Consider the following 17,676-nt stretch of genomic DNA (forward strand, 5'->3'; position numbering starts at 1 on the left):
TTACCTCGCCCCCAACCACTTCGAATCCCAACTCAAAACCACGTACCAGTTCTGTCCGGCTTAGCTAGACCACCTCAGGTCTACTACTCCCAAGAAGTCCTGAATACGCTGAGAAATGACCCGGATACCCAAAACTTTGATTTTAGCCAGGTCGACCAACGGGGCGTCAACCCTAACTTTCCCGGTACCACGCCCAATTTTCAATACGACAATAGTATCACGAGCCCAGACCACGTTATCGACTATACCGTTATCGTGTGGCGAAACACCAAGCAGCCTTATGGCCTTACTTCAACGGTGATTAATGGCAACGGTGGCTGGGCGGGCGTGGGCTTTGCGCTTGGTCTTCCGTCTGCCAACGGCCAGTCGTATTCTATTTACGGCAACGGGTTCACCCAGGCGTTTGGCATGTCAGGGCTCGACCAAGCGATTTTTCAGCACGAGTTTGCCCATACGGTGTACAACAGCCCCCACTATTTCTTTGCCAACAGCGTCATGGGGATGCGCTTCTACGGCACCCAGGGGCCGGGCATGATGGCTTATTACAAAACCCACGACGCGGCCAACGCTTGGGAGCGGTGGTACAACGGCTGGATTGAGCTGCAGACCGGCGCCAACCACGTCAACAGCGACATACTCCTGCCCAGCCAGCTAACGCCCACCAACGGTGAATTCACGCTCCGGGACTTCGTGACGACGGGCGACGCCATGCGCATTCGCATCCCGGGCAGCGCTTCGCAGTACCTGTGGCTGGAAAATCACCAGCACGTAAGCAATTTTGACGACCGGGCGAATTGGCTTACCAATTCCTGGGACTACAATCCGCAACCGCCGCTCCCCTATCCCACAGCCCCTACCGGCATTTTGGCGATGGTGGAAGACATGCAAACCAGTCGCACCAGCCCCTTGCCGGGCGGCACCTACCCGTCTGATACGGTGGGCTGCAACGGCTTGAAAGTAATTTCTGCCCAGGGCAACTTCGACTACACGCCTTCCACGACGTCGTCGGATTACAACAATTACCATTACTATCACCCCATCTTCGATTTCACAAACCCCACCGCCAACCCGTTCGGGGGCGAAAACCAGATAACCGACCGTCGCCTGGATGGGGAAAATCTCAACGGGGTCATGACCCCTGATAACCTCATCTACAACAACCGCGACGGCGGCAACGGCTCCCCGCGTCACGACGAACACTACTATTCGCTACGTTCCAATGGAACGTGGGAAAACGGCATGTTTGGCCCCAACGTGGAATTCAACACCGTGGGCCAAAAGATGGGCATCGCCCATAACCCCGCCATCGCGGAGCATCAGCGCTACGACAGAACAAATTCCAAACTGTCGGCCTTGCACCTGAACGGTTTGTCGGTGGAGCTGATAAGCAAAAACAGCAGCGGGGATATCACGGTGAAAGTGCGCTACGACGACGTGGACGTGGCCCGCACCACGCGCTGGAGCGGCGACCTGGTGATGACCAATGTGCTTAACACGGCCAGCGGCGCCGACGTGCACGTTACCAGCGGGGGCGTCCTGACCATCAACAAAAGCGGCACCAACAACCGGGAAACCAAAGTTGCCGGCGAGTTCATCAACCCCACCACCCTCACCTGCGCGGGGCCCGGCATCCAGTTTTTGCAGGACGGCGCTTCCACCGTGAGCGTGGAAGGCGACAAAACGGCTTTCGTGGTAAAAAACGGCGGCGAATTGAAGCTCGGCGCGGGCGGTGCCACGTTCACGGTGAAAACCGGGGCCCTGCTCGACATTCAGAGCACGGGCGTGTACACGGGCGCGGCCGGCACCAAGCTGCGCATCACGCCCGGCGGCTCGCTCGTGGTGCGCAGCGGCGGCAAGCTGCAGGGCACCGGCGGCCGGATTGAGGTGCAAGCGGGGGCCTACCTCTGCCTCGAAGCGGGTGCTGACCTGGGCGACGTGGTGCTCGACGTGGCCCCGGGGGCCATCGTCGGTACCAACCCCGCATTGGGCCTGCCGGCCCTGAACTGCCGCACCCAACTGCAATTCTGCGGCCGGCTCACGGGCAACAACCCCGACCTGAGTGCTATCTGTCCCACCGGCCCCGAAGCCCTGCTCTTCGACGGCAACGACGACGTGGTGACCATTCCGTACGTGAGTGGCGCCCCGCTCAACAGCCTGGGCCAGACCTTCACCATTGAGGCCACCATCCGGGCCGATTATACAACGGGCTACACCCAAACCTTGTTCACCAACCGCTACACCGACGCCAGCTACAACGTCAAGGGGGTTTCGTTCACCCTCTACAACGGGCATTACCTGCTGTGCCAGCTCGAAGGCCAGAACTATTACAGCCTCTCCGACCCCGGCATGAGCCTGCCCGCCGGGGGCTGCCACCACGTCGCCGTGTCGCACGACGCCGCCAACCAGCTGCATTTCTACATCGACGGCGTGGCGGCGGCCTACGCGCCCACCACCACCCGCAGCGCCGCCTCCACGGCCAACGTCTCGTTTGGCTCCGACCCCAACTTTCCGTTGGAAGGCTTCTACGGCCAGCTGGGCGAGCTGCGCGTCTGGAACACCGCCCGTAGCGCCGCCGACCTGCTGGCGCTCCAGGCGGCGGGCCTTACTTCGCCACAGGCGGGCCTGGTGGGCTACTACGACCTGCGGGGCACGGGCGGCCAGGACGTCTCGGACTGGTCAAGCGCCAGCGCCGGCGGCGTAGCCAACGCCCTGGGCTACCTGGGGGCTTCGACCTTGGTGGAAGCAAGCGACCCCGCCTGGGTGCTGGGGGCCAACCTGACCTGCAACGTGAAGGGCAACTTCCGGTCCGCCGGCACGCGCCCCCTGGCCCCCGATACCACCGGCCAGCACGGCCGGGCAGTGGCGGGCAACACGCGCGGCTCTTCTTCGACGGAGCACCTGAGCCAGCTCACGATTTCGCCCAACCCGGCCAGCGGCGAAGCCCTCATGCACTTCCAGCTGCGCGACGCCGGCTCCGTCGAAGTGCGCATTGAGGACATGACGGGCCTGCCCCGCGCCCTGGCCCTGCCCCTGGCCAAGCTGGAGGCGGGTGCGCACGACGTGCGCCTGCCCCTGCACGAGCTGCGGCCGGGCCTCTACCTGGTCATCGTCACGAGTGCCGACGGCCGCAGCGTCGTCCGCTTGGAGGTTAAGTAGCAACTGCGGCCGTAGCTCACGGCTGAAAAAGCCCCTGCCGTGTCGGTAGGGGCTTTTTTGCGAGTGGTGTTTTCTTTGGCGAGGTCGTCATTCGGGTATGCGAGCCCGTCATACGCATGTGCGAGTTCGCCATACGGGTGTGCGAGTTGCTCAAACGGGTGTGCGAGTTGCTCAAACGGGTGTGCGAGTTGCTCAAACGGGTGTGCGAGTTGGCTATACACATATGAGAGCTGCCCAAACGCGTGTGCGAGTTGGCTATACACATATGAGAGCTGCCCAAACGCGTGTGCGAGTTCGCCATACAGGTGTGCGAGCCGTCCAAACGGGCATGCGAGCCCGTCATACGCGCATGCGAGTTCGCCAAACGGGGGGCGAGCTGGCCATACGCGTCGGCGAGGGCCTTTTGCGGCATGATGCGCGGCCCTTGCCTTCATTCCTTTCCAATGGGTATCTTTGCAGACCCCGTCCGTACCCATGCTGGCTCTGCTTTCCCGTTTTTGGTTCTCGCTCCGCTTTGCCCTGCTCGCCGCCACGGTGCTGCTGGTGCTGGGCCTGAACCAGCGCGCCGTGAGCGTGCTGCGCCCCGTGGGCACCGGCGAAACGCGGGTCACGCGCGCCACGGTGGTGAAACAAAAGGTGCTGCTGGAAGCCACGGCTTCGCTCAAGCACTTCGTGGCGCCGCCCGTGGTGGCCTGGCTGCCCGCTGCCGTGCCGGCCGTGTGGCTGCCCGGCCTGCGCCAGCGCCTGGCCGTGCCGCGCCCGCGGGCCGGCATCCGGGCCGGCGAGGTGTTTCGGGCGCGGCTGCTGGCCGTGGCCCTGTCGCCGCAGGCCCCCTAGGCTGATTTGCTGATTAATTGATGTGCTGATGTGCTGCGCTGGCAGTGGCATCAGGCAATTCCTTTTTGGAGGATTGCATCAATTATCAGCCATCGGGAGGCCCTACTTCTATAAACGCGGTAGTGGCGGCATTACCACCAGCCCCCTCAAACAGCACATCAGCACATCGAATAATTAACCCATCAACTAATGCGTAACAAAGGATTAATCATCGCGCTCACCCTCGTCGTCACGGGGTTGTGCGCGTACTTTCTGTTTTTCACCTACGTCTCGCGCGGGGTGCAGCAGAAGGCCGTGGCCTACGCCACCCAAAACGGCAAGCTCAACGAAGGCCAGCGCCAGCACTACCTCGATTCGGTGTGGCGCGCGCCCGTGTTCGGGCCCTTCACCTACCGCGAAGTGCGCCAGAGCGAGCTTGGCCTGGGCCTCGACCTGAAAGGCGGCATGCACGTGACGCTGGAAGTGTCGCCCGTAGAAATTGTGCGGGCCATGAGCGGCAACAGCAAAGACCCCGCCTTCAACAAAGCCCTGGCCAACGCCCAGGAAGCCCAGAAAACCAACTCCGGCACGCCCTTCACGGCGCTGTTTGCCCAGCAGTACCAGCAGCTGGCCCCCAGCAAGCCGCTGGCCACCATCTTCGCCAACACCACCAACAAGAGCCGCGGCATCGACATCAATTCCTCGAACGAGAAGGTGATTGGCGCCATCGACAAGGAAGTGGAAGAAGCCATCGACCGCTCGTTCAACATCCTGCGCACCCGCGTCGATAAGTTCGGCGTGAACCAGCCCAGCATCCAGCGCGTGAAGGGCACCGGCCGCCTCCAGATTGAGCTGCCGGGCGTCGACAACCCCGACCGCGTGCGCAAGCTGCTGCAAGGCCAGGCCAAGCTGGAGTTCTGGGAAGTGTGGAACCAGAACGAAATCAGCCCCTTCCTGGTGGCCCTCGACAAGCAGCTTTCCGCCAAGCAGGCCGCCGAAAAAGCCGGCCCCGCCGTGGCGTCGGCCGACACCTCGGCTACGGCCGCCGCTGGCGACACGACTTCGCTGGCCAAGCAGCTGGCCAAGAAAACCAAGAACGCCGCGGCCGACTCGGCTGCCAACTCGACCCAGGGCGGCGTGCTCGCCAAGCTCTTCACCATGCCCGGCCGCCTGGGCGTGAACCTGCGCGACACCGCCCGCATGAACACCATCCTGCGCTCGCCCGAAGCCAAAGCCACCCTGCCCCCCACCCTGGCCCTGCTCTGGAGCCTGAAGCCCACCACCATCGACAAGCAGGAGTACCTGGAGCTGGTGCCCGTGCGCAAAACCCGCGACGGCGTGCCCATGCTGAGCGGCGAAGCCGTGAACGACGCCCGCGCCGACATCGGCCAGAACGGCCAGCCCGAAGTGCTGATGAACATGACCCCCACGGGCTCGCGCAAGTGGGCCAAGATGACGGCCGCCAACATCGGCCGCCAAGTAGCCATGGTGCTCGACGACTACGTGTGCTCGGCGCCGGTGGTGCAGGGCGAAATCACGGGCGGCGGCACCAGCATCACGGGCAGCTTCCAGATTGAAGACACCCAGGATTTGGCCAACCAGCTGAAGGCCGGCAAGCTGCCCGCCCCCACGCGCATCGTGGAAGAAGCCGTGGTGGGCCCCTCGCTCGGTCAGGAAGCCATCAACCAGGGCCTGTACTCGTCGCTGGCCGGCGTGGTCATCATCATGCTGTTCATGGCCTTCTACTACGGCCGTGCCGGCATCGTGGCCGACATCGCCCTGCTCTTCAACATTTTCCTGATTCTCGGGGTGCTGGCGCAGTTCGGCACGGCCCTCACCCTGCCCGGCATCGCCGGTCTGATTCTGGTAATGGGCACCTCGGTGGACGCCAACGTGCTAATTTTTGAGCGCATTCGCGAAGAACTCGACCACGGCCTCAGCCTCACCGATGCCATCAACAAAGGCTACTCGCGCGCGTTCTCGGCCATTTTCGACTCGAACGTGACGACCATGCTGATTGCCGTCATTCTCGGCTTCTTCGGCACGGGCCCGGTGCAGAGCTTCGCCGTGACGCTCGGCATTGGCGTGCTCACCTCGTTCCTGTCGGCCGTATTTGTGTCGCGCCTCATCATCGAGTGGATGGTGAAGGGCAACGAGAACCACCCGATGACTTTCAGCACGGTGATTTCGCGCAACCTGTTCAAGAACCTGAACTTCGACATCGTGGGCAAGCGCAAGCTCGCCTACACCTTCTCGGCCGCTTTCATCGTCATCGGCTTCGCGCTGATGGCTTACCAGGGCGGCCCCAACCTGGGCGTGGACTTCAAAGGCGGCCGCGCCTATGTGGTTGACTTCAACAAAACCATGGAGGCCTCGGCCGTGGGCGACAAGCTGCGCCCCGTGTTTGAAGGCGCCGGCCTCGAAGTGAAGCAGTACGGCTCGCCCGACCGCCTGCGCATCACCACCGGCTACCTGGCCGAAGACGAAAGCCCCGCCGCCGACGCCAAAGTGGTGGCGGCCCTCAACCGGGGCCTGCAGCAGTACAGCGCCGATGCCCCGGTTATCAAGTCGACCTCGAAAGTGGGCGCCACCATCGCCGACGACATCAAGCGCACCTCGGTGCTCTCGCTGGGCCTCACGCTGCTGGGCATCTTCGTGTACGTGTTGTTCCGCTTCGAGCGCTGGCAGTACTCGATGGCGGCAGTGGTGGCCCTGTTCCACGATGCCCTGCTCGTGATTGCGGCCTTCCCGATTGCCCGCCTGTTTGGCCTGAACTACGAGATGGACCAGATTTTCGTGGCCGCGCTGCTCACGGTTATCGGCTTCTCGATGAACGACACGGTGGTTATTTACGACCGTATCCGGGAGTACCTGCGCGAGAACCCCAAGCTGACCTTTGCTCAAGTGGTGAACCCGGCCCTGAACTCGACCTTCTCGCGCACCATGATTACGTTCACCACGGTGTTCCTGGTGGTGTTTGTGATGTACGTGTTCGGTGGCGAAACCCTGCGTTCGTTCTCCTTCGCCATGATTATCGGCGTGATTTTCGGCACGTACTCGTCGCTGTTCATCGCTACGCCAATTATCCTCGACACCTACGGCAAGAAAGAGGAGCGCGAGCGCCTCGCCCGCGGCGAAGACGTGACCGGTGTGGACGCTGGCACGCCCAAGCTGAGCCAAGCCAACGTGTAGTCTGAACCGCGGATTTATCGGATTTTGTAGCCGATTATTTTCAGTTAAAAAAGGTCGTTCTTACTGGAGCGGCCTTTTTTTATTTCTGTCCCACCCCGAAAACGTCCACAAAATCCGATAAATCCGACGAATCCGATAAATCCGCGGTTCAGACAGAGGCAACCGTTTTTGCTTATCTTCCGAGTCGTTTAGTGAAGCCCCGCCAATCGCCGCTCGCATGCTGCACCTCTCCTCTCCAAGTTCTGCGCCCCCTACCCTGCCGGAGTTGCTGGCGGCCTGCCAGCGGCAGGAGCGCGTGGCCCAACGCCGGCTCTACGGGCAGTTTCACGGCTTTGCCATGAGCATCTGCCTGCGCTACGCCCGCGACCGCGACCAGGCCCTGGAAGCGGCCAACGACGGCTTTCTGAAAGTATTCCGCGACTTGTACCGCTTCGACGCGGCCCGCCACCCCGAGGATGTGCTGGGTTCGTTCCGCGGTTGGCTCAAGCGCATCATGATTCACACGGCCATCGACCACTACCGCGCCAACGAGCGCCACCAGCACCAGCAGGAGCTCGACGACGTGACCCTCAACCAGGCCGACCAGGGCGCCACGCCCCTCGACACGCTGAGCTACGACGAACTGCTGGGCCTGGTGCAGCGCCTGCCCCCGGCCTACCGGGCGGTGTTCAACCTGGCGGTGATTGACGGATTTGGGCACGAGGAAATTGCCGAGCAGCTGCGCATTTCGGTGGGCACGTCCAAATCCAACCTGTTTAAAGCCCGAGCCCATTTGCGCACGATGCTGGCCCAATCCAATCCTATTTCAACAGCCCGCTATGTGGTCGGATAACGATATTGACAACGCTTTCCAACGGCTGAATCCGCCGGAGCCGGACCCCGCGCCGTTTCCGCTGGACGCCTGGCTGCGCCTGGAAACGCAGCTCGACAAAGCCGTGATTGAGCGCGCCGTGCGGCGGAAGATGTGGAAGTTTTTTGCGGCGGAAGTGCTGGTGGTAGCCCTCGTGGGGCTGGGCTGGCTGCTGTGGTGGCCCAGCGGCTCGGCTCCGCGCCCGGCTGTTGCAGCCGCGACAAAGGCAACTGAGGTGGCGGCCTCGGCGCAGGCCAGCACAAAGGCGGCAGCACACACCGCAGTGAACTCCACTGCGGCCAGAGTTGCTGCTAGCACAGCTGCTCCAGCGGCAGCCAAGGCAATTGTGCCCACGGCCACGGCTGCCGCTAATGCGGCCTTGGCTGCGCCAGCTTCGCAGCCAGGCGAAACGCTGTCGGCCGCTTCGCCGTCGGCCGATAGTCGCCCGGCACCAGCCAAAGCCCCGGTAGTATTGGCCGCAACGTCCCCAAAAAAGCCTGTACGCCGCCTTTCAGCCTCCCGCGAAGACCGGGTTCGTGGCCTTGCAATGCCGGCTATTGCCTCTGCTGTTGTTAAACGGCGCGTAGCAACTACGAGAGTTACGCGCCAAGCTGCCGGAGAAGAAGGCAAGCCCACGGCTTCCGCTCGCAAGTCGACCATTGCTTCAGCCACCGCAACTGCCGTTGGAACCGGGCGCCAGGCGGCGGGCCGAACGATATTGGCGCAACCTTCCGAAGAGCCGACGGTCGTTTCTGCGGCTGGCCCAGCCAACCGCCGACACCGCGGCTACCCGGCCCGGCCGTCAGCGGGCAACGACTCACCAGCTTCCCCGGCGGCTTTGGTTGCAGGCTCTTCGACGGAAAACACTGCCCAAGTCAACGATAATTCAGCCCTAGCTGCCGAGAATACCGCCTTGCCGCTAAAACCGGTAGGCTTGGCCTTGCCCGCTGCTCCGGCTTTGCCGGCCCCGCTGGCCCAGGCCCCCACGCCGGCCAATCCGGAAAAGCCAGCGCTGGCTCACCAGCCGCGTTTTTACGTGGGCCTGGTGGGCGCGCCCGACATCACGACGGTGAAATTTGCCAACGTGGAAAGCCCACTGCCCAACTTGGGCGTGGTGCTGGAATACCGCCTCGGCAGCCGCCTGCGCGTAACCACGGGCCTGCTACGCTCGACCAAGCAATACAAGGCCCGGCGCGCCGACTACGACTTTGGCGACTACGGCGTCTACCTCACGCACCGTTACTTCGACGACGTGGACGGCTCCTGCACCGTGCTCGACGTGCCCTTGAACCTGCGCTACGACCTGGTTTCGCGTCCGCACTACGCGCTGTATGGCAGCGTGGGGCTGTCCTCCTTCTTCATGCAGCGCGAGCAGTACTCCTATTCGTATGTGGAGTACAACAAGCCGGGCTACTGGTCGGGCGAAGTGGTGAACGCCAACCGCCACCTGTTCAGCATCCTCAACCTCTCGGCCGGTTACGAGCGCGCCCTGAGCTCGCGCTGGAGCCTGCACGCCGAGCCCTACGTGAAGCTGCCCCTGGCCGGCGTGGGCGCCGGCAAGCTCAAGCTGACCAGCGCGGGCGTGTTTCTGGGCGTGAAGTATGGGTTTTAGCCGCGCGTAATGCCGCCGCGGCGCCGTAGCTTGCGGGTTGGAATTTCACGCCCATTTCACTTATCTATTACTTTTTGACGATGTTCGGTATGTCCGACAAGTACCCTTTACCTGCCCGGCTGCGCGCGGCGCTGGCGGGCGCGGCGCTGCTGGCGCTCGGCCTGGCGGCCGGCTGCACCTACTCGCACGGCGACCCGGCCCCGGCCTGCGACGTGCCCCACGAAAACGTGACGTACGCCAACGTCATTTCGCCCATTTTCGACGCCCACTGCCGCGAGTGCCACAACTCCAAGGACTACCCAGTGAAGGGCGGCGGCAACAATTTCGGCGACTACGCGGCCATCAACAGTTATTTCTCGCCCAGCAAGCTGCTCGGCTGCATCCGCCACGACGCCGGCTTCGACCCCATGCCCCAGGGCCGCGAAAAGCTGTCGGACTGCGACATCCAGCGCATCGAGGCCTGGATTGCGGCCGGCAAGCCCAACAACTAAATGCTCCCCTCTTTTGCTATGAAACGCTCGTTTTCGCCGCTGCTGTTGCTATTTCTGCTGCTCGTCCAGCCCCATGCGCGGGCGCAAAGCAAGTTCATGACCAAGGCGGGGCGGGTGTCGTTTTTCTCGGCCAGCCCCATCGAAGACATCGAGGCCAAAAACCAGCAGGTGGCCGCGGTGCTCGACTTTGGCACCGGCCAGCTGGCCTTTACGCTGCCCGTGAAGGCGTTCGCGTTCAAGCGCACCCTCATGCAGGAGCACTTCAACGAGAACTACATGGAGTCGGACAAATTCCCGAAAGCCAGTTTCACGGGCCGCTTCGTGGGGTTTGATGCGGCCACGCTGGCCACGCCCGGCCCGCACAGCCTGCAGGTGGAGGGCGACCTCACGCTGCACGGCGTCACGCACCGCATTCAGGTGCCGGCCACCGTGGAGCTGAAGGGCAGCCAGCTGCTGGCGGCGGCCATTTTCCCGGTGGCCCCGGCCGATTACAACATTGAGATTCCGCTGCTGGTGCGCAACAACATCGCCAAAAGCGTGAGCGTGAAGGTGGCCCTGGCCTGCGACCCCGTGCCGGCCGCCGTGGGCGCCGCCACCCGCCCCACCAACTAACTTCCCACCGGTTTTACTACGCATTTTATGCCCCGCAATTTTTACGCTATTTCCTTTCCTGGCTTGCTGCTGGCCGGCCTGCTGGCCTGGGCCGGCCCCGCCCGCGCCCAAACCGAAAACGACTTGCTGCGCGACCTCGAAAAGCAAACCACCGACTCGACCAAGCGCGAGGCGGTGGCGGCCACGTTCAAGGGCACGCACATCATCAACTCGCAGTCCGTCGAAACGCCGGGCGAGGGCACGCTGGCCTTCCTCATCCAGCACCGTTTTGGCACGCTCAACAGCGGTGCCTACGAGTTTTTTGGGCTGGATAATGCCGTGCTGCGCCTCAGCTTCGAGTACGGCCTCACCGACCGACTGGCGGTGGGCCTGGGCCGCAGCTCTCAGGAAAAAACGTTTGACGGCTTCCTGAAATACCGGGCCTTGCAGCAGAGCACGGGCGCGCACCCCATGCCGGTTTCGGTCACGCTGTTTGCCTCGTCGGCCATCACCACGCTCAAGTTCAACGAAGCCGCGCCCAACGCCACCGAGCGCACCACCGCCTCGCGCCTCGACTACACCTATCAGGTGCTGCTGGCGCGCAAGTTCAGCTCCAGCCTGTCGGTGCAGCTCATGCCCACGCTCATCCACCGCAACTACGTGGCCCTCGAAGGCATGCAGAACGACGTGTACTCCATCGGGGCCGGCCTGCGCCAGAAACTCACCAAGCGCCTGGCCCTTACCGCCGACTACTTCTATGTGCTGCCCGGCTACGTGGCCGATAATTACCGCAACGCCCTCGGCGTGGGCGTCGACATCGAAACCGGCGGGCACGTGTTCCAGCTACACGTCACCAACTCCAGCGGCATGGTGGAGAAGTTCTTCATCCCCCAAACCACCGGCAATTTCTTCGACGGCGACATCTTCTTCGGCTTCACCGTGGCCCGGAATTTCACGGTGAAATCGCGGGACTGAGGCCGTCATGCAGGGCGTAGCGAAGCATCTCGCGTGTGGCAGTAATTCAATCGCCAGGAAAATAATTAGTGGAAGCACGCGAGATGCTTCGCTACGCTCTGCATGACAACCAAACGTAAAAAGGCCCGCCTGAATCATCAGGCGGGCCTTTTTTATGTTTGACTCTCACTTACACCAGCACGCCTTCGGCCACCACGCTTTGCACCTCGGGCACCATGCGCTTGAGCAGGTTTTCGATGCCGGATTTCAGCGTGACGGTGGCCGAGGGGCAGCCCGAGCACGAGCCTTGCAGGTTCACGGTCACAATGCCTTCGTGGTAGCTTTTGAAGGTGATGTTGCCGCCGTCCTGCTCCACGGCGGGGCGCACGTAGTTGTCGAGCAGGTCGATGACTTTCTGGGCAATCTGGCCTTCCTGCTGGGTGGGGTCGCCGGCGGTGGCGGCCTGGGCAGCCTTCTGCTCGGCGGCGGGGTCGACGGTGAAGATGGGGCCGCCGGCCTCCACGTAGCTCTTCAGGAACTGGCGCAGCTCGGGGATGAGCTGCGTCCAGCCCAGGTCGGGCTGGGTTTTGGTGACGGTGACGAAGTTCTGGGCGATGAAGACGCGGCCCACGTAGTCGAAATTGAACAGCTCCTGCGCCAGCGGCGAGTTGGCGGCGGCTTCCACGTTGGGGTAGTCCACGCTCACGCCATCGGCCAGCAGGTTGTTGTTAAGGACAAATTTCATGCTCTCCGGGTTGGGAGACGCTTCGGCATAAATGGAAACAGACATGGCTGAGGGGCTTAAAATCAAGGAGAAAGCTTGACGCGTTTGCAACGGCAAAGATACAACCGCAACCGGGCATCAGAGGTTGCAAATGTAGCTACATGGATTGCGGGACGCCAGAAAAAATACGGGCTGGCACGGATGGCGGGCTGGCAGATGCCGGCCCTACCTTGCTGGCGTGAAAAACCGCCGCGGCCAAGCCGTCGGCGGTGGCCATTAATACCTGTCCCTCCTATTCAAGAAGCATGAAATACCTGGCGCACGCGCTACTACTCGGCTTGGCGTTGCTGGCTCCGGCCCGGGGCCGTGGCCAGCAGCTGCCACCCGATTTGCTCACGGACGAGAATTTTCAGCAGGGCCACGCCTACTGGGTGGGCCGCACCCCCAACTTAGTAGGGGAACTGACCGCGGCCGGCTATGCCTTCCAGTCCCTCGGCACCACTTTCAGCAACATTCCCATCGAGCCCTACGGGCCAGCCCTCAACCAGCAGCAGGACTTTGCGCTAGAGGGCGAGCTGCGCGGCCAGGGAAGCATCGGCCTGTACTGGGCCGGGCAGCGGCTGGGCACGGCCGAGGAATTCACCACCACGCAGCTGAACCTGGCGCTGGCAGCCCCCACGGCGGCGGTGCTGCGCCTGCAGGCCGGCGCCTGGACGGCGCTGGCCACCCAGCCCTTACCCAGTACCGTGGCCCCGGCCGACTGGCATACCATTCGCATTGCCCGCACGGGCGCCGAGGTAACGTATTGGGTGGATGGCCGCCAGCTGCTGAAGCAGTCCTGGCCCAATCCGCCGGGTCAGGGCCTGGGCCTGACGGTGGAAGCCGGGGGCGCCGTGACCCTGCGCCGCCTGCGCATCTGGCACCACCACTCCATTCGGCTGGCCCCGGGGCTCCCCGCCACCCTGCGGCGCGAACGCCTCGATGCCCCCGGCCTGAACACCGAGCGCGACGAAGCCACCCCACTGGTTTCGGCCGACGGCCGGTTTCTGTATTTTTCGCGGGCGATGGGCAGCCACCTCGACATTGACAACGCCAACGCCTTCAACTCCGACACCTACGTAGCCGAACGCGGCCCCGATGGCCGCTGGGGGCACGTGCAGGCGCTGGGGCCGCCCATCAACACGGCCGCTTCCGACTACCCCCAGCACGTATCGCCCGATGGCCAGACCCTGCTCATGAGCAACCGCTACGGGCCGGCCGGCACCCTGCTGGGCCCGGGCCTGTCGCGCACCCAGCGCCGCCCCGACGGCACCTGGACCATGCCCGAGGCCCTGCCCGAAGGCACGGGCTACCGGCCCGACTTTGCGGCTCGCAACTCCACCTATTGTCTCGATGCCAGCGGCACGGTTTTGCTGCGCTCCGCGGCCCTCACCACGGCGCTCGACAACAACGACATTTACCTCTGCCGGCGGCAACCGGACGGCTCCTGGTCGGCCCCGGTGGCGCTGCCTGCTCCCATCAACACGCCGGCGCGGGAGGTGGCGCCGTTTCTGGCCCCCGATGGCAAAACGCTCTACTTCGCATCGGATGGCCACCCGGGCTACGGCCGGCTTGATATTTTTATGAGCACCCGGCTCGATGAAACCTGGACCAAGTGGAGCGAGCCGCTGAACCTGGGGCCGGCCATTAACACGCCGATGGGCGAAAGCTATTACTCCACTTCCGCCGCCGGCGACGTGGCCTACTGGGTGAGCGATGCCGGGCCGGGGCACCTGGGCGATATTTTTCGGCTGGCGCTGCCGCCCGCGCTCAAGCCGGCCGCCACCGTACTGGTGCGCGGGCGGGTGCTCGACGCCCGCACGAACCAGCCCATCGCCACGGCCGAGGTGCGCTACGAGCAGCTGCCCGCCGGCACCGAAGCCGGCGTGGTGCTGCCCGCCGTGGCCGGCTCGTTCGAAGCCACCCTGCCGGTCGGGCAGCAGTACGGCCTGCGCGCCACAGCCGCCGGCTACCTCTCGGTGAATGAAAGCCTGAACCTGACCGCGGCCACCAAATACGGCGAAGTAACCAGGGACCTATACCTCATGCCCCTGACGGCCCCCGTTGAAGCCCTGGCCTCCAAAGCGGCGGCTTTGCAAGCAGCCCGTCCGGCGGCGGCCGTGCCCAAGCAGCTGAGTGGCCTGGCTACCCCGGCGCCCATGGTGGGTGCTGCCGCGGAAGAAGCCATTGCGCTGAACAACCTGTTTTTCGTGCGTGGCAAGGCCGAGCTGCTGCCGGCGTCTTATCCCGAGCTCAACCGCCTGGCCCAGACACTGGCCGAGCACCCCGGCCTGGAAATTCGCCTCGACGGCCACACCGACAATACCGGCGACGCCAAAGACCCCAAGCCCAACCAATTGCTCAGCGAGCAGCGCTCCCAGGCAGTGAAAGCCTATCTGGTGCGGCAAAAAATTGCGGCCGCCCGCCTGAGCACCCGGGGCTACGGGGGCTTGCGGCCCGTGGCGCCCAACGACACCGAAGCCAACAAAGCCCGCAACCGCCGCGTCGAATTCGTGATTGTGAAGCGCTAAAGCCGGTTGGCGCGGGCGCGCAGCAGCAAATCGGCCAGCACCAGCTGGGTCATGGCTTCCACGATGGGCACGGCCCGGGGCAGCACGCAGGGGTCGTGGCGGCCGCGGCCCGCTAGCGTGATGGCCTCGCCCTGGTCGTTGATGGTTTGCTGGGGCTGCAGCAGCGTGGCCACGGGCTTGAAGGCAACGCGGAAATAAATGTCCTGCCCGTTGCTGATGCCGCCCTGGCTGCCGCCGCTGTGGTTGGTGCGGGTGCGCACGGCGCCGGTTTCATCGGTGTAAAACTCGTCGTTGTGCACCGAACCCGACAGCTTCGTGCCCGCAAAGCCGGAGCCGAATTCAAACCCTTTCACGGCGTTGATGCTGAGCAAAGCGTGGCCCAGCACAGCCGGCAGCTTGTCAAAAACCGGCTCACCCAGCCCGGCGGGCACGCGCCGCGCCACGCCCGTAATCACGCCGCCCACGGTGTCGTGCGCGGCCTGCGCTTCGCGGATACGGGCTTCCATACGGACCGCGGTTTCGGGGTGTGGGCAGCGCACCAGGTTGCTGTCGATGAGGCTAAAATCCAACTCCTCATAGCTCACGGGCACTTCCACCTCGCCCACGGCCGACACGTAAGCGGCAACTTCCACTCCGAAATGCGCGAGCAGCTGCATGGCCACGGCACCGGCGGCCACGCGCGCCGCCGTTTCGCGGGCCGAGCTGCGGCCCCCGCCGCGGTAGTCACGGCGGCCGTATTTCACGTCGTAGGTGTAGTCGGCGTGGCTGGCGCGGTAGGCGTGCGCAATGTGCGAATAGTCGTCGGAGCGTTGGTCGGCGTTGGGAATGAACAGGCTGATAGGCGTGCCGGTGGTCAGTCCTTCAAACAGGCCCGACTGAATGTGCACGGTATCGGCCTCCTTGCGCGGGGTGGTGAGGGCCGACTGGCCGGGCCGGCGCCGGTCCAGCGCCGCCTGAATCTGGGCCGCGTCCACGGCCACGCCGGCCGGGCAGCCGTCAATAATGACCCCGATGCCCGCGCCGTGCGACTCGCCAAAGGTGGTGATGCGAAACAGGGAGCCGAAGGAGTTGGACATGTTGTTGGTGCTTGGTTGATAGTACCTGGTGCTCGGATGGTGGTGCTCATGCATATTAAACCAAGCACTAGGCACCACCAACCAGGCACCAAAACTACGCCCGCCGCCCCGCCCGCCACCAGCCAAAAGCAGCCACCCCGGCCAACCCCAGCAGCAGCCAGTCGGCGTAGCGCCGCACGTCGCGGTACACGTCCAGCGGCTGCAGGGTGGCGTCGGCGCCCGCCAACGCGGGACCGTAGAACGGGTCGTCCTCGGGCTTGGGCAGGGCATTGAGCGCCACGGCCACCCCGCGCACCTGCGGCCGTATTGCGGGCCGCAGGGTGTCGTAGCGGGCCGTGGCGGGGTTGAAAACCACGATGCTGAGCAGGCTGTCAAGCGGAATCAGTCCGGGCCGCCGGGCCACCAGCCGGTACCGAAACAGCTTGCGCCCCCCGCCCGGTGCGAGTTCCTCGCGCACCTCGGGGCCGTACACGTCCAGCCCCGGCCGCGTGGGCCACACCGGCGCCAGCACGGCCGCCAGGTTGCCCTGCCCTTCCACCCCAAACGAGTACGTGAACGACTCGCCCACCCGGAACCGCGTCCGGCTAATGGCTTCTTTCACCTTGTAGCGGCCCACCGGCACGGCGCCCCGCTGGGTGGCCTGCGGCAGGGGCCGCACCTGCACCGCCACGCTGGGCGCGTAGTAGGTTTTGTAGCCGGCCAGGCGGTTGTCCTGCCCGGGCTCGGGCTTTTTGAGGACCTTGAACTTCACCATCGTCAGGGCCAGCGGGGGGAAGCGCAGGGGCTGGGTGGTGAGGGGGTAATACACGTTTTCGGCCAGCCGGAAGCGCAGGTAGCGCTGGCCCAGGTGGCGCACGGTGTCGGGCGTCACGCTGGGCTCGGGGCCGGGTTCCTGCCAGGCGGTGGGCTGGTGCAACTCGTGCAGCAGCGGCGGCAGTTGGTCGTTGAAGTCGTGAAAATCCAGCAGGGCCTGGTCTTCGGGCTTGAGGTAGAAATACAGGCCCACCCGCACGCCTTCGCCCGTGTACACGCTGGGCCGCTCGGCCACCACGGCCAGAAAGGCGTGGTCGGGCACGTCCTGGTACAGTGCCGGCTTGGGCTTGCCAAACAGCTTGTCGAGGTCGCCCACGGCCTGCAGCGGGGCGGCGGGGTTGGCGGGCCGGGTGAGGGCGGGCGCGGTGCCGGGCGAAGCTACAGGGCCGCTGGCGGATGGCGTGGCAGGCGGATTGGCGGCGGCCGGGGCGGGCGTCACGCGCACTTTGGCGGCGGGGCTTTGCAGCACCACGCCGTTCACGGTCAGCTGAAAGGGCTTGATGGCGATGTCGCCCTCGCCGTAGGGCACGTAGCGCTGGGTGATGGTGACGTCGGTGAATCGGCGGCCCTGCACCGTGCGGGTGGTGTTGGTGCGGACTTTAGTGGTTTTCTTAAAGCCGTCGAGCTCCGGAAACTCCGAATACTGGCCCAGCGTGCCGCCCCGCAGCCGAAACCCCAGCGTGAACGTGCCCGTGACGGGCAGCGTGGCCGGGCCGGGCACGAGCACCACGTCGGCTGGGGCCGCGGCGCCGGGCTTGGGAGGCGCGCCCGGCTGGGCCGCTACCGGTTCGGCGCCCGCCAGTAGCCAGAGCAAGGTGATTATCTCAAAAA

Annotated in this window: 12 protein-coding genes; 9 read left to right on the forward strand and 3 right to left on the reverse strand. The window is 64.4% G+C overall.

Annotated elements, in window-relative coordinates; translation table 11 throughout:
• Nucleotides 1-255: 255 nt before the first annotated feature.
• The 8 genes from I2H31_RS25725 to I2H31_RS22815 all read left to right on the forward strand — a co-directional run bounded on the left by I2H31_RS25725 (nt 256) and on the right by I2H31_RS22815 (nt 11,683).
• Entirely contained in the window at nt 256-3,156 is a 2,901-nt protein-coding gene (locus I2H31_RS25725; protein ID WP_196295368.1) for a LamG-like jellyroll fold domain-containing protein, read from the forward strand.
• A 474-nt stretch (nt 3,157-3,630) separates the two neighbouring features.
• Nucleotides 3,631-3,993: a hypothetical protein gene (locus I2H31_RS22785; protein WP_196295369.1), complete on the forward strand. Its 363-nt coding sequence runs from the start codon at nt 3,631-3,633 to the stop codon at nt 3,991-3,993.
• Nucleotides 3,994-4,182: 189 nt separating this feature from the next.
• On the forward strand, nt 4,183-7,164 hold the full coding sequence (gene secDF / locus I2H31_RS22790) for a protein translocase subunit SecDF (RefSeq protein WP_196295370.1): 2,982 nt from the start codon (nt 4,183-4,185) through the stop codon (nt 7,162-7,164).
• Between the two features lie 217 nt (nt 7,165-7,381).
• Nucleotides 7,382-7,996 carry an RNA polymerase sigma factor gene (locus tag I2H31_RS22795; RefSeq protein ID WP_196295371.1) on the forward strand — a complete coding sequence of 205 codons (615 nt, stop codon included), beginning with the start codon at nt 7,382-7,384 and terminating at the stop codon, nt 7,994-7,996.
• Nucleotides 7,997-8,954: 958 nt separating this feature from the next.
• Nucleotides 8,955-9,626, forward strand: a complete 672-nt coding sequence (locus tag I2H31_RS22800; protein ID WP_196295372.1) for an outer membrane beta-barrel protein — start codon at nt 8,955-8,957, stop codon at nt 9,624-9,626.
• A gap of 89 nt (nt 9,627-9,715) precedes the next feature.
• The gene (locus I2H31_RS22805) at nt 9,716-10,117 is read left to right on the forward strand and encodes a c-type cytochrome (RefSeq protein ID WP_196295373.1); all 402 of its coding nucleotides are present in this window, start codon (nt 9,716-9,718) and stop codon (nt 10,115-10,117) included.
• An 18-nt stretch (nt 10,118-10,135) separates the two neighbouring features.
• Nucleotides 10,136-10,729, forward strand: a complete 594-nt coding sequence (locus I2H31_RS22810; RefSeq protein WP_196295374.1) for a YceI family protein — start codon at nt 10,136-10,138, stop codon at nt 10,727-10,729.
• A 27-nt stretch (nt 10,730-10,756) separates the two neighbouring features.
• Nucleotides 10,757-11,683: a DUF5777 family beta-barrel protein gene (locus I2H31_RS22815; protein ID WP_230688006.1), complete on the forward strand. Its 927-nt coding sequence runs from the start codon at nt 10,757-10,759 to the stop codon at nt 11,681-11,683.
• A 169-nt stretch (nt 11,684-11,852) separates the two neighbouring features.
• On the opposite strand, the gene I2H31_RS22820 is transcribed toward I2H31_RS22815, so the two are convergent.
• On the reverse strand, nt 11,853-12,452 hold the full coding sequence (locus I2H31_RS22820) for a NifU family protein (protein WP_196295375.1): 600 nt from the start codon (nt 12,450-12,452) through the stop codon (nt 11,853-11,855).
• A gap of 239 nt (nt 12,453-12,691) precedes the next feature.
• Between I2H31_RS22820 and I2H31_RS22825 the strand changes: the two genes are divergently transcribed.
• On the forward strand, nt 12,692-14,956 hold the full coding sequence (locus tag I2H31_RS22825) for an OmpA family protein (RefSeq protein ID WP_196295376.1): 2,265 nt from the start codon (nt 12,692-12,694) through the stop codon (nt 14,954-14,956).
• Here I2H31_RS22825 and aroC read toward each other — a convergent pair.
• Nucleotides 14,953-16,032 (reverse strand): chorismate synthase, encoded by a 1,080-nt coding sequence (gene aroC, locus I2H31_RS22830; RefSeq protein WP_196295377.1) that lies wholly within the window; start codon nt 16,030-16,032, stop codon nt 14,953-14,955. The two genes, I2H31_RS22825 and aroC, sit on opposite strands and share 4 nt — an antisense overlap.
• A gap of 94 nt (nt 16,033-16,126) precedes the next feature.
• Complete coding sequence (locus I2H31_RS22835; protein ID WP_196295378.1) at nt 16,127-17,659, reverse strand: BatD family protein; 1,533 nt, start codon at nt 17,657-17,659, stop codon at nt 16,127-16,129.
• Nucleotides 17,660-17,676: the final 17 nt, after the last annotated feature.

This window comes from Hymenobacter ruricola (assembly GCF_015694525.1).
Lineage (GTDB): Bacteria > Bacteroidota > Bacteroidia > Cytophagales > Hymenobacteraceae > Hymenobacter > Hymenobacter ruricola.